Here is a 13,186-nt window from a genome sequence, read left to right as displayed (position 1 = left end):
TACCACTGGCCGCTAAGAACCGCCCCGGCCTTCCCGGTAGCATAATGCTACCGGGTCTCTGTTGCGCTATTTCAACCGCTCGGCATATTTCGCCACGCTCGCTTTCGCGCCATATGTCAGTAAACTGTCATAGGCTTCTTGCACTTTTTGCGTAAACCGCGCCGCCTGCGGCAAATCGTTGCCGAAAATTTCAGCCATTCCCAGCAGCGCCTTAACACGACTGGCGCCTTCTTCACTATTTGCCACGGCGCGCTGAATAACCGGCAATAGCGGATCGCTGACGTCGATCGCCTTGCCCTGCTCATCCACGCCGCCAACGTAACGCATCCACCCCGCCACGCCCAGCGCCAGCAAATCAAAATCGCTATGATTAGCAAGATGCCAGCGAACGGAGTCCAGCATACGCTGCGGAAGTTTCTGGCTGCCATCCATCGCAATCTGCCAGGTACGATGACGCAGCGCCGGATTACGGTAACGCGCAATCAACTGATCGGCATAACGCTGTAAATCTACCCCCTGGACTTTTAGCGTGGGCGCCTGCTCGCGTAACATTAACGCCTGCGCGGTCAGACGATAGTTGTCGTCATCCATACAGTCATTAATATGCTGATAGCCGGCAAGATACCCCAGATAAGCCAGGAAAGAATGACTGCCGTTAAGCATTCGCAGTTTCATCTCTTCAAACGGAACCACGTCGGCGACCAACGTCGCGCCCGCGTTTTCCCACTGCGGACGACCCGCCACAAACGTATCTTCTATCACCCACTGACGAAACGGCTCACAGGCGACACCCGCCGGATCGCGCACGCCGGTCAGTTGTTCGATTTTATCCAGCGTCTCCGGCGTGACCGCAGGGACAATCCGATCAACCATGGTTGACGGAAATGTCACGTTTTGCTCGATCCATATCGCCAGTTCCGCATCCACCTCCCGGGCGTAAGCCGTCACAACCTGACGCGTCACATGCCCATTTTCCGGCATGTTATCGCAGGACATCACGGTAAATGCCGATAAGCCTGCGGCTTTACGACGCGCTAACGCTTCGACAATAATACCCGGTGCCGTTAGCGGTTGATGCGGATTTTGCAGGTCGGCGGCAATCATGGGATGTTCCAGCAGAAGTTGGCCCGTGGCTGGCGAATGACAATACCCTTTCTCGGTAATGGTCAGAGACACAATCGCTATTTGCGGTTCGCACATCGCCGCCAGCACACGTTCCAGACCATCAACCTGAACATGCAACGCCGCTTTGACGACGCCCACCACACGCGCCGTCCAGGCTTCCGCCGACATCTCCGCCACGGTATAGAGGTTATCCTGCTGCTTTAGATCGGCAATCTGCTGTTCGCCGCCAATAAGGTTAACCTCATAATAGCCCCAGTCGCTATGCTGCTCCGCAGCCAGAATATCTGTATAAACCCCCTGATGCGCGCGATGAAACGCGCCAAAACCGAGATGGACCATCCGCGCCACCAGCGCCGCGCGATCGTAATCAGGAAGCGTCGCCTTTGCCGATAAAAGCCTGTTTTGCATTTTATAACCTCTATATTCTGAAAGCGGAACAGTCGCAGAGTAACGCCTGCCCTGGTGCATTTGGATTTACGCTAATTAAACAAAAGTGGCCGGACAGCATGGCCGAAACCGCATTAGCGTTCCGGCCATACCGTCGACACGATTTAACTCGTCTGGGTTGCGGAGTGGCGTAACTTCTCTGCCGCTGTCGCTTCCGCCGCATCCTCAGGCAAGCTCAGATCGCGATCTCTGACCTCCGGCATCAACAACGCAGAAATCAGACCAATACACGAGTAGAGCACCAGCATAATTAATATGGGCAGCCAGGAATCGGTCATGTTACAAAAGATCCCCGCAAGAACAGGGCCAAAGCCAACCGCCACCAGGCCTCCTGCCTCTTTTGAAATCGCCATCCGGGTGAAGCGATTACGCGATCCGAAAATTTCCGCCATGGTGATGTTTTCCAGCGCAAATAATCCCAGCACGGCAAAGTTATGAATAACAATGAGCGCCGCCATAATTACGCCAGGGCTATACGTTTTATCTACCACAATAGACAGCATCGGCCAGGCGAGGATAATCGCGGAGATATTCAATATTATATACGGCAGCCGACGACCGTATTTATCGGACAACCACCCTAATAGTGGGATAGTGATAAAACCAATTACGGAACTTATCATTAACGCATCGGTTGGGATAGATTTGTTAAATAATAACGTCTGAACTAAATATCCGGCAAGGAAGGTTTGAATAAGCCCCGAATTCCCAGCTTGTCCAAAACGTAAACCGGTGGCCAGCCAGAAAGATTTGCTGGTAAACATCGCGCCCAATGTATTTTCTGACGCAGACGTTAACGCTGGCGATTTTTCGCCTTCACTTACTTTTTCGAATACCGGACTTTCTTTCAGATTCATTCGCAGCCAGATCGCGAATATCATGACAACGACGCTCGCCAGGAAAGGAATACGCCATCCCCAGGCGATCAGCTGTTCGCGTTCAAGCGCAAAGAACATCACCGCCCAGATCGCCGTCGCGCTCAACGTACCGCAGTTGGTGCCCATCGCAACCAGCGAGGAAATGATGCCACGCTTTCCTTTCGGCGCATACTCGGCCAGCATGGTACCCGCGCCGGAAATTTCCGCCCCGGCGCCCAGCCCCTGTATAATTCGCAATGTCACCAGTAATACTGGCGCAAAAATGCCGATTTGCGCATACGTCGGCAGTACGCCAATCAGCGTGGTGCAGATCCCCATCATGGTGATGGTAATAAACAATACTTTTTTTCGTCCGATGCGGTCGCCCATTTTACCAAAAACAAAGGCGCCGATAATTCTGGCTATATAACCTGCACCATAGGTGCCCATTGCCAGAATAAGCGCCATCGCGGCAGACTGTTCCGGGAAAAATATCTCATGGAAGACCAGAGCCGCGCCTAGTGAATATAACTGAAAATCCATAAATTCAAGCGCGGTGCCTAACCAGCCAGATACGGCAGCGCGCACTAAATCCTGAGTCGATCGTTCATGCTTTATTTGTGTCATATAGGCAATCTCTAAGAGGTAAGATGCGTACCACTTACTCGCAATTATTTATATTATTTCGCAAACGTGAGTAAGACTTTGCAGCATTGACGCTGGTCTTTCTCGAAAAGCTCAATCGCGTCGGTGACATGTTGATAATCAAATGTATGCGTTATCAGCTTATCCGGATCAATAAGCCCTTTATTCAGCCAGTCAATCACGACCGGGAATTTATTGGCATTAAGACGCGATGAATAAATAGCCAGCTCTTTTCCGGTAATACCCTGCTGTACAATCTCACACGGGTCGCTGGAAAATCCCATCAGGACAATGCGTGCCGCAGGCGATGCAAGGGTAATCGCCTCTTGCAGGATAGCGGGATGACAGGCGGCATCGACAATCAAGGTCGGTTTTAGCGCCTTCTGCTGTAGAAATTCCGCCAGTGAATGTTGACCATTATTGAGGGTCCAGTCAGCGCCGCTCTGCTTCGCCATTGCTAAACGCTCTTCAATGCGATCAACGACTATGACCGTTTTAACCTGATAAACCCCCTTCAGCGCCTGTACGGTCGTCAATCCCATCGGGCCTGCGCCATAGATAAGCGCCACGTCCTGCTCGGTTGGATTCACCTGCCCCGTCACATTTGCCGCAATGGTAAACGGCTCAACCATGACGGCATGATGATCTGCGATGTTGTCCGGTATGCGATGAGCATTACGGGCCGGCGCCACCGCATACTCGCTGAAACCGCCGTCACGATGCACGCCCAGCACCACCAGCGAGGTACACACATTGGGTTTACCGACTGAACAAGGGTAACAATGCCCGCAACTGATCACCGGATCGACGGATACCCGTTCTCCTATCCGGTCGTGATTGACGTTGTCGCCTACCGCGTCGATGACACCGAAAAATTCATGGCCTATGACACGGGGATATTTTGCAAAGGGATTATGTCCCCGATAAATATGACTGTCGGAACCGCAGATACCCGCCAGTTTCACTTTAATACGAACTTCACCCGGCGCAGGCTGAGGAAGCGCGCGCGTTTCGATAGTTAATGTATTCGGTTTTTCGATTACGATGCTTTTCATTTTTCGCTCCTTACCAGTTCCACAGTGTGCCGTCTTCCAGGCGGGCCACCGGCAAATAGGCTGGATCGTACGGATATTTCGCCGCCAGTTTTTCATCAAACTCAATGCCCAGTCCTGGCTTGTCGCCCGGATGCATATAGCCGCCCTCGAACGTCCAGTTATGCGGGAAAACCTCCAGCATTTGTTCGGAGTAGCCCATAAACTCCTGCACGCCAAAGTTAGGCACCCACAGGTCGAAATGTAATGCCGCGGCCATACAAACCGGCGACAGATCGGACGGCCCATGCGAACCGGTACGCACCTGGTAGAGCGAGGCAAAATCGGCAATGCGGCGCATCCCGGTAATACCACCGGCATGGGTAAGCGTGGTGCGGATATAGTCAATCAATTGCTCTTCAATGAGCTGTTTGCAATCCCAGATACTGTTAAAGACTTCGCCTACCGCAATCGGCGTGACCGTATGCTGGCGGATGAGGCGGAAGCACGCCTGATTTTCAGCCGGCGTCGGGTCTTCCATCCAGAACAAACGATAGTCTTCAATACATTTGCCAAAGCGGGCAGCCTCAATAGGCGTCAACCGGTGATGCATATCGTGCAGAAGATGTTCATTAAAACCGAACGTATTACGCACGGCGTCAAACAGCTTTGGCGTAAAATCGAGATACCTTTCCGTTGACCACAATTGTTCTTCCGGCCACTGGCCTTTTGTCGCGGGCTCATAGGCCAGCCCCTTGCCTTTCGCCATGCCGTAGGTGGTTTTCATCCCCGGAACGCCGCACTGCACGCGGATTGCTTTGAACCCTTGCTCTTTATGACGCGCGTAGTCTTCCAGCACATCGTCGATGGTGTGGCCTGTGGTATGGCAATACACCATGACGCCTTCACGCGAAGCGCCGCCGAGTAACTGATACAACGGCATATTGGCGGCTTTGGCTTTAATATCCCATAGCGCCATATCAACCGCGGAAATGGCGGACATGGTGACAGGGCCACGGCGCCAGTACGCGCCTTTGTAGAAGAACTGCCAGATATCTTCAATGCGGCGAGCATCCCGCCCGATAAGCTGTGGGCACAGGTGATCGGTAAGGTACGAGGCCACCGGGAGCTCGCGTCCGTTCAGGGTGGCATCCCCCAGACCGGTGATCCCGTCTTCCGTGGTTATCTTTAAGGTGACGAAGTTACGCCCTGGACACGTAACAAAAACTTCAGCCCCTACAATCTTCATTTTTATTCCTTACATCGCATTATGGGATGCAGGAAATTTACCCAACTGAGCTACTACCATACAAGTATATTAATGTAAAAAGCGCTGCCAGATCACAAAATGTTCTGGTCGCGCGGCAATGTTACGTACGTCCCCATCCGACGACGATAATCAGCATTCCACACAGCGCGATCAGCGCGCCGCACCAGTCATAAACCGTGAGCCGGACGCCATCGACAACACGTAACCACAGGAGCGCAGTACAGACATATACCCCACCGTAAGCCGCATAAACCCGCCCACTCGCCGCCGGATGCAAGGTCAAAAGCCAGACGAATAACGCAAGTGACGCGGCGGCGGGCAGAAGCCACCACACGCTGGCGCCGCGCTTAAGCCATAGCCAGGGAAGAAAACATCCAATGATTTCACAGAGGGCGGTGACAAAGAAAAGCAGAGTCGTCTTTAGCATGAGATTCATTTGGTTACGAAATGATAAGTGATAATACAACAGAATATCGTTACGGTTATCCGGCCATTCTTGTGTATATGCCAGGCATAAGGATTGGTGTAGAATTTACAGGTGGTTTACCGCTTTTTCCCCTCTAATGAAAGGATGTTGTGATGAACAATACGCTGAGCAAACGCCTGTGCCTGACGGCAATGCTTACGTTGGCGGCCGTTGTATATACTACTTCCGCATTCGCTGAAACCAGTAAACTGGTGATTGAATCGGGAGATAGCGCACAAAGTCGTCAGGAAGCGGCGATGGAAAAGGAACAATGGAACGACACTCGCAGTCTGCGTCAGAAAGTGAATACCCGCGCAGAAAAAGAGTGGGACAAAGCCGATGCCGCCTTTGATAACCGCGATAAATGCGAGCAAAGCGCCAACATCAACGCCTATTGGGAGCCTAATACGCTGCGGTGTCTGGATCGTCGTACAGGTCGCGTTATTACGCCCTGATGCAGGATAACTAAAAGGAAGTGTAAGGATACAGTATGACAAGTGACTACAAGGTCAGACTGCGCCCGCTTGAGCGTGAAGATTTACGATTTGTCCACCAGCTTGATAATAATGCCAGCGTTATGCGTTACTGGTTTGAAGAGCCGTATGAGGCTTTTGTCGAACTGTCGGATCTCTACGACAAACACATCCACGACCAAAGCGAACGGCGCTTTGTCGTCGAATGCGATGGTGAAAACGCTGGGCTGGTAGAACTGGTGGAAATTAACCATGTGCATCGGCGGGCGGAATTTCAGATTATTATCTCCCCGGAGTACCAGGGAAAAGGCCTGGCGTCACGCGCGGCCAAACTGGCGATGGATTACGGATTTACCGTACTCAATCTCTATAAATTGTATTTGATCGTCGATAAAGAGAATGAAAAAGCGATTCACATCTACCGTAAACTCGGGTTTAGAGTAGAAGGCGAGCTGATTCATGAGTTCTTCATTAACGGCGAATACCGTAACACCATCCGCATGTGTATCTTCCAGCAGCAGTATCTGGATGAACATAAAACGTCCGGTTCTACGCTCCTGAAACCCACCGCGCAGTAAACGCGGCGCGGTAGTCACGGAGAATCGCACCGCGCCCGGTTTAGTAGTAATCGATACGATTTTTAATGGTGTAATGGTGGGACACTGCCGGCTTAACGCTCTCATCGACGATAACAAGCCGGCAGTCAACAGGGTTCGCGTACGCATCATATTCGCAGCTCTGTGTGACGTTGCCGACCTGTCGATCATCCACCCGGCTGACTGCCGTGTAATCCAGCTTTTTACGCGGGTCCGCGGAGGGTTTTGCCGTCACAGAGAGCGTATTCTGCGAGTTTATGGTTGTCTTACCTAGCGGATAACCTTCGCTATCATAGCGATACTCGACTTTCATCTCTTTGCCCGTCGCCGATACCACAAAACCGTTGTCGTCCGTTTCCCAGGTCACGCCCGCCGAAGGCAACGCCGCCAGCTGGCACTTCCCCTGTAACTGCACCTTTTTTTCCAGCGTCTGAGCATCCCGGTAATAATTGGCATCCAGCACGAGCGCCAGCCCCGTATTATTCTCCAGATCGTGTAACTCAAGCGTATCAAAACAGCCTTCCTGTGAAAGCGTACCGGTGACCTGCTTCGCCACTTCGCCATTCTCACTCATCAATGTCTGGCTGAAATCCTTTACCGGACCACGTAATGGATCAAAATCAAATTCGTTCGAAAAACTGGCCATTTCCGGCGTAAAAGACTCAAGGGATTTCGGGTTATCACAACCTGCCAGTATCATGCACAATAACGTCAGTAAAAGGGGTTTCTTCACACGTATCACCAGGATGAAAAGATATTTATCATCATATTAGCAAATACAGTTATTTACACGAAAAATGCTAAGCTTAGAACATCGTCATTAATCACAGGAGTTCATGATGAAAATCGCAACTGCAATAGCCGCTCTGGCGTTAGTCAGCGCCCCCTCGCTGGTGATGGCGGCACCGGGATCGTGCGAGAGAGTAAAAAGCGATATTGAACAACGTATCATCAATAACGGCGTACCGGCGGATAATTTTACGCTCACTATCGTTCCTAACGACCAGGCCGATCAGCCCGACTCACAGGTGGTGGGCCATTGCGCGAACGACACGCATAAAATTCTTTATACCCGCACCAGCAGCGGCAATGCGCCAGCCAATACCTCTCCCGCTCAAGACGGTTCATCCGCCGAACCGCAATAATCTCCTCCTGCCCTCCGGGTCCGGAGGGTAACGCTCTTTGACATGGATTAATAATCCTTACTCCCAAAGGGGTAAACTCATTACATCATTAGCATGTTAATAATTTCGTTATAGTTATCAATATATAGCGAAATAATAACGACAATGGAGTGAGTGATGCCCGGAGAAAAGCAACAAACAGGCGTTAGCCGCAGGACGTTAGTGAAATCAGCGGCGCTTGGCTCACTGGCGCTGGCTGCCGGAGGCGTATCTTTACCGTTTGGGATGCGTACCGCGGCCGCGGCGGTGCAGCAGGCCATGCGCAACGAAGAAGATAAAATCGTCTGGGGCGCCTGTTCGGTCAACTGCGGCAGTCGCTGCGCCCTGCGTTTGCATGTAAAAGATAATGAAGTCTGGTGGGTTGAAACTGATAACACTGGCGACGATGTCTACGGCAATCATCAGGTTCGCGCCTGTCTGCGGGGCCGTTCAATCCGTCGGCGCATTAACCATCCGGATCGCCTTAACTATCCCATGAAACGCGTTGGCCGCCGCGGCGAAGGCAAATTTGAACGCATTAGCTGGCAGGAAGCGCTGGACACCATTAGCGCCAGCCTGAAAAAGACCGTAGAGACCTACGGCAATGAAGCCGTTTATATCCACTATTCATCCGGCATCGTAGGCGGCAACATAACCCGCTCGTCGCCTTCCGCCTCGCCGGTGAAGCGTTTGATGAACTGCTACGGCGGTTCGTTGAATCAATACGGCTCATACAGTACCGCGCAAATTTCTTGCGCCATGCCCTACACCTATGGCTCCAACGACGGCAACAGCACGTCTGATATCGAAAACAGTAAACTGGTGGTCATGTTCGGCAATAATCCGGCTGAAACACGCATGAGCGGCGGCGGCATTACCTGGTTTCTGGAGCAAGCGCGTGAACGCTCAAATGCGCGCATGATCGTGATAGATCCGCGCTATACCGATACCGCTGCCGGACGTGAAGACGAGTGGATACCGATTCGCCCCGGCACCGACGCCGCGCTGGTGGCAGGGATTGCCTGGGTATTGATTAACGAAAATCTCGTTGACCAGCCTTTTCTCGACAACTATTGCATCGGCTACGATGAAAAGACCCTTCCGGCTGACGCGCCCCCCAATGGCCATTATAAGGCTTATATTTTGGGCCAGGGCGAGGACGGTATCGCCAAAACGCCGCAGTGGGCGTCACACATTACCGGCATCCCCGCCGATCGGATTATCAAACTGGCGCGCGAGATAGGTAGCGTCAAGCCGGCCTACATCTGTCAGGGTTGGGGACCGCAGCGTCAGGCGAACGGCGAACAAACCGCTCGCGCCATCGCCATGTTACCGATTCTGACCGGCAACGTCGGCATTCATGGCGGTAATAGCGGCGCACGCGAATCCACTTACACCATTACCATTGAACGTCTACCGGTCCTGGAGAATCCCGTTAAAACCGCCATCTCCTGCTTTAGCTGGACGGACGCCATTGCGCGCGGCCCGGAAATGACCGCCCTGCGCGACGGCGTACGCGGCAAAGATAAGCTGGATGTCCCGATCAAATTTCTATGGAACTACGCTGGCAACACCCTGATTAATCAGCATTCGGATATTAATAAAACCCATGAAATTCTTCAGGATGAAGCGAAATGCGAAATGATTGTGGTCATCGACAATTTTATGACCTCTTCCGCGAAGTACGCCGATATTTTACTGCCGGATCTCATGACCGTCGAACAGGAAGATATCATCCCCAATGATTACGCCGGCAATATGGGATATCTGATTTTTATCCAACCGGCGACGACGCCTAAGTTCGAGCGCAAGCCCATCTACTGGGTACTCGGCGAAATCGCCAGACGCCTCGGCGACGATGTGTATCAGCGGTTTACCGAAGGCCGTACCCAGGCGCAATGGCTGCAATATCTGTACGCCAAAATGCAGGCAAGAGATCCGGCATTGCCCGCGTATGACGAGCTGAAAAAAATGGGCATCTATAAACGTAAAGATCCCAACGGCCATTTTGTCGCCTATAAAAAATTTCGTGAAGATCCGCAGGCCAATCCGTTAAAAACGCCGTCCGGTAAAATCGAAATCTACTCAAGCAAACTCGCTCACATCGCCAGTACCTGGGAGCTGGCGGAAGGCGACGTGATAAGCCCACTGCCGATTTATACCCCTACTTTTGAAGGATGGGACGATCCGAAACGGAGTACCTTCCCGCTACAGCTGTTTGGCTTTCACTATAAATCCCGTACCCATTCAAGCTACGGCAATATTGATGTTCTGCAGGCCGCCTGTCGCCAGGAGGTGTGGATAAATCCGCTCGATGCGCAAAAACGCGGTATCGCGAATGGCGATAAGGTTCGCGTCTTTAACGATCGTGGAGAGGTGCGTCTACCCGCCAAAGTCACGCCGCGTATTCTGCCCGGCGTCAGCGCGATGGGTCAGGGCGCATGGCATAATGCGGATATGGCTGGCGATAAAATTGACCACGGCGCCTGCATCAATACGCTCACGACGCTGCGTCCTTCCCCCCTGGCAAAAGGGAATCCTCAACATACAAATCTGGTGGAAATCGAAAAAATCTAAGCCGCCTGCTCCGGGACGTTTTTACGCGCCCGGAGCTCCCCGTTTTGCGAACACAACGACATTTAAAACTCTTTTTGGATGAGCATAGTGAGCTGTTATGAAAATCACCAACCCTGAGGCATTAATGGCGGCCAGTATCAGCCGACGAAGCCTGGTAAAAACCTCCGCTATCGGTAGCCTTGCGCTTGCCAGTAGCGCTTTCACCCTTCCGTTCTCCCGCATCGCCCACGCCGCAGCAGACCTCGCATCTGGCAATGTGGCAGAAAAAGCGGTCTGGAGTTCATGTACCGTTAACTGCGGCAGCCGCTGTCTGCTACGCCTGCACGTAAAAGATGACACCGTATATTGGGTTGAATCAGATACCACGGGCAACGATGAATATGGCAACCATCAGGTACGCGCCTGCCTGCGCGGTCGTTCCATTCGTCGCCGGATGAACCACCCCGATCGCCTGAAATATCCGATGAAACGCGTTGGTAAACGTGGAGAAGGCAAATTCGAACGTATCAGTTGGGATGAAGCGTTGGATACCATCGGCGATAACCTGAAACGTATCCTCAAGGACTACGGCAACGAAGCGGTACATGTGCTTTACGGTACCGGCGTGGACGGCGGCAATATCACCAATTCTAACGTACCGTATCGCCTGATGAACGCCTGCGGCGGCTATCTCAGCCGTTACGGTAGCTACAGCACCGCCCAAATCAGCGCGGCCATGAGCTATATGTTCGGCGGCAACGACGGCAACAGTCCGGATGATATCGCCAATACAAAACTGGTGGTGATGTTTGGCAATAACCCCGCGGAAACACGTATGAGCGGCGGCGGCGTGACATACTATGTCGAACAGGCGCGCGAACGCTCCAACGCCCGGATGATCGTCATTGACCCGCGTTATAACGACACTGCCGCCGGCCGCGAAGACGAGTGGCTGCCGATTCGCCCAGGTACCGATGGCGCGCTGGCGGCGGCAATCGGCTGGGTGCTGATTACCGAAGATCTTATTGATAAACCGTTTCTGGATAAATACTGCATCGGCTACGACGAAACCACTCTGCCCGCCTCGGCCCCGCGTAACGCGCACTATAAAGCCTATATTTTGGGTCAGGGCGAAGACGGTATTGCTAAAACGCCGCAATGGGCCGCGCAGATTACCAGTATTCCGGCGGAAAAAATCATTCAACTGGCGCGGGAAATCGGCTCGGCGAAACCGGCTTACATTTGCCAGGGCTGGGGACCGCAACGCCACTCTAACGGGGAGCAGACCGCACGCGCAATCGCCATGTTGTCTGTACTCACCGGTAACGTCGGCATAAATGGCGGTAATTCCGGCGTGCGCGAAGGCACCTGGGATCTGGGCGTCGAATGGTTTTCTATGCTGGAGAACCCGGTAAAAACCCAGATTTCGGTCTTTACCTGGACCGACGCTATCGATCATGGCGCGGAAATGACCGCCACACGCGACGGCGTACGGGGAAAAGACAAGCTCGACGTGCCGATCAAATTTTTGTGGTGCTACGCCAGTAATACGCTGATCAATCAGCATGGCGATATCGCCCACACCCACGAGGTGCTTCAGGACGACAGTAAATGTGAAATGATCGTCGGCATCGAGCACTTTATGACCGCGTCGGCAAAATATTGCGACATTCTGCTGCCTGATTTAATGCCGACCGAGCAGGAAGATCTGATTTCCCACGAATCCGCAGGCAATATGGGCTATGTCATTCTTGGTCAGCCCGCCACCTCGCCGAAATTTGAAAGAAAGCCCATTTACTGGACGCTCAGTGAAGTGGCTAAACGGCTTGGTCCGGACGTATACCAGACCTTCACAGAAGGCCGCACGCAGCATGAGTGGGTCAAATACCTGCACGCAAAAACCAAAGCGCGTAACCCGGAAATGCCGGATTACGAAGAGATGAAACAGACAGGGATTTTCAAGAAAAAATGCCCGGAGGAGCACTACGTCGCTTTCCGCGCCTTCCGCGAAGACCCTGCCGCCAACCCACTGAAAACGCCGTCCGGTAAAATCGAAATCTATTCCGAGCGTCTGGCAACCCTCGCCAACACGTGGGAGCTGAAGAAAGATGAGATTATCCATCCTTTACCCGCCTATACGCCAGGCTTTGACGGTTGGGACGATCCGCTTCGTCAGCGCTACCCGCTACAGCTAACCGGCTTCCACTATAAAGCGCGTACCCACTCCAGCTACGGCAATATCGACGTCCTGCAACAGGCGTGTCCGCAGGAGATCTGGATCAACCCGATTGATGCGCAAGCGCGCGGCATTCAGCACGGCGACACCGTGCGGGTCTTTAACCAGAACGGACAGATGCTCATTCCGGCAAAAGTCACGCCGCGCATATTGCCTGGCGTCACCGCTATCGGCCAGGGCGCCTGGTTAAATGCCGACATGTTTGGCGACAAAGTCGATCGCGGCGGCTCCATTAACATTCTGACGTCGCACCGACCTTCCCCACTGGCGAAAGGTAATCCGTCACACAGTAATCTTGTTCAGGTTGAAAAGGCGTAAGGA

General features: G+C 52.8%; 11 protein-coding genes. 5 read left to right on the top strand and 6 right to left on the bottom strand.

The genetic code is table 11. The annotated features are described in order from the left end of the window. Window positions 1–66: 66 nt before the first annotated feature. The 5 genes from J4645_RS05870 to J4645_RS05850 all read right to left on the bottom strand — a co-directional run bounded on the left by J4645_RS05870 (window position 67) and on the right by J4645_RS05850 (window position 5,802). The gene (locus J4645_RS05870) at window positions 67–1,533 is read right to left on the bottom strand and encodes a mannitol dehydrogenase family protein (protein ID WP_023214823.1); all 1,467 of its coding nucleotides are present in this window, start codon (window positions 1,531–1,533) and stop codon (window positions 67–69) included. A gap of 143 nt (window positions 1,534–1,676) precedes the next feature. Further along, window positions 1,677–3,056: an MFS transporter gene (locus J4645_RS05865; RefSeq protein ID WP_000192119.1), complete on the bottom strand. Its 1,380-nt coding sequence runs from the start codon at window positions 3,054–3,056 to the stop codon at window positions 1,677–1,679. Window positions 3,057–3,109: 53 nt separating this feature from the next. Continuing rightward, window positions 3,110–4,129, bottom strand: a complete 1,020-nt coding sequence (locus J4645_RS05860; protein ID WP_000836487.1) for a Zn-dependent oxidoreductase — start codon at window positions 4,127–4,129, stop codon at window positions 3,110–3,112. Between the two features lie 10 nt (window positions 4,130–4,139). Beyond that, window positions 4,140–5,354 (bottom strand): starvation-sensing protein RspA, encoded by a 1,215-nt coding sequence (gene rspA, locus J4645_RS05855; RefSeq protein WP_001644449.1) that lies wholly within the window; start codon window positions 5,352–5,354, stop codon window positions 4,140–4,142. 121 nt (window positions 5,355–5,475) lie between these two features. Next, on the bottom strand, window positions 5,476–5,802 hold the full coding sequence (locus J4645_RS05850; RefSeq protein ID WP_000921389.1) for a YnfA family protein: 327 nt from the start codon (window positions 5,800–5,802) through the stop codon (window positions 5,476–5,478). Window positions 5,803–5,954: 152 nt separating this feature from the next. On the opposite strand from J4645_RS05850, the gene J4645_RS05845 reads away from it, so the two are divergent. Continuing rightward, window positions 5,955–6,296 (top strand): DUF1283 family protein, encoded by a 342-nt coding sequence (locus J4645_RS05845; RefSeq protein ID WP_001066440.1) that lies wholly within the window; start codon window positions 5,955–5,957, stop codon window positions 6,294–6,296. A 35-nt stretch (window positions 6,297–6,331) separates the two neighbouring features. Beyond that, a complete protein-coding gene (speG, locus tag J4645_RS05840) occupies window positions 6,332–6,892 on the top strand; it encodes a spermidine N1-acetyltransferase (RefSeq protein WP_000199997.1) in 561 nt (186 codons plus the stop codon). Between the two features lie 40 nt (window positions 6,893–6,932). Here speG and J4645_RS05835 read toward each other — a convergent pair whose 3' ends face one another. After that, entirely contained in the window at window positions 6,933–7,643 is a 711-nt protein-coding gene (locus J4645_RS05835; RefSeq protein ID WP_000743122.1) for a YnfC family lipoprotein, read from the bottom strand. Between the two features lie 103 nt (window positions 7,644–7,746). Here J4645_RS05835 and J4645_RS05830 point away from each other — a divergent pair, with 103 nt between their 5' ends. The 3 genes from J4645_RS05830 (at window position 7,747) to ynfF (ending at window position 13,183) form a co-directional block, all read left to right on the top strand. Next, entirely contained in the window at window positions 7,747–8,055 is a 309-nt protein-coding gene (locus tag J4645_RS05830; protein ID WP_000975516.1) for a DUF1161 domain-containing protein, read from the top strand. A 156-nt stretch (window positions 8,056–8,211) separates the two neighbouring features. Then, window positions 8,212–10,650 carry a selenate/tellurate reductase subunit YnfE gene (gene ynfE / locus J4645_RS05825; protein ID WP_023214822.1) on the top strand — a complete coding sequence of 813 codons (2,439 nt, stop codon included), beginning with the start codon at window positions 8,212–8,214 and terminating at the stop codon, window positions 10,648–10,650. Window positions 10,651–10,747: 97 nt separating this feature from the next. Then, window positions 10,748–13,183 carry a selenate/tellurate reductase subunit YnfF gene (gene ynfF / locus J4645_RS05820; protein ID WP_000705287.1) on the top strand — a complete coding sequence of 812 codons (2,436 nt, stop codon included), beginning with the start codon at window positions 10,748–10,750 and terminating at the stop codon, window positions 13,181–13,183. Window positions 13,184–13,186: the final 3 nt, after the last annotated feature.

Source organism: Salmonella sp. 32082101201600294FB01SM01 (assembly GCF_017572865.1).
Taxonomy (GTDB): Bacteria; Pseudomonadota; Gammaproteobacteria; order Enterobacterales; family Enterobacteriaceae; genus Salmonella; species Salmonella enterica.
Note: the sequence above shows the minus strand (reverse complement) of the source record. Positions and strands in the feature narration are given on the sequence as shown.

Coding starts and splice junctions, on each gene's coding strand:
- speG (WP_000199997.1), top strand. CDS start 6,332: ATGACAAGTGACTACAAGGTCAGACTGCGCCCGCTTGAGCGTGAAGAT.
- J4645_RS05845 (WP_001066440.1), top strand. CDS start 5,955: ATGAACAATACGCTGAGCAAACGCCTGTGCCTGACGGCAATGCTTACG.
- J4645_RS05860 (WP_000836487.1), bottom strand. CDS start 4,129: ATGAAAAGCATCGTAATCGAAAAACCGAATACATTAACTATCGAAACG.
- J4645_RS05870 (WP_023214823.1), bottom strand. CDS start 1,533: ATGCAAAACAGGCTTTTATCGGCAAAGGCGACGCTTCCTGATTACGAT.
- J4645_RS05830 (WP_000975516.1), top strand. CDS start 7,747: ATGATGAAAATCGCAACTGCAATAGCCGCTCTGGCGTTAGTCAGCGCC.
- rspA (WP_001644449.1), bottom strand. CDS start 5,354: ATGAAGATTGTAGGGGCTGAAGTTTTTGTTACGTGTCCAGGGCGTAAC.
- J4645_RS05850 (WP_000921389.1), bottom strand. CDS start 5,802: ATGCTAAAGACGACTCTGCTTTTCTTTGTCACCGCCCTCTGTGAAATC.
- ynfE (WP_023214822.1), top strand. CDS start 8,212: ATGCCCGGAGAAAAGCAACAAACAGGCGTTAGCCGCAGGACGTTAGTG.
- ynfF (WP_000705287.1), top strand. CDS start 10,748: ATGAAAATCACCAACCCTGAGGCATTAATGGCGGCCAGTATCAGCCGA.
- J4645_RS05865 (WP_000192119.1), bottom strand. CDS start 3,056: ATGACACAAATAAAGCATGAACGATCGACTCAGGATTTAGTGCGCGCT.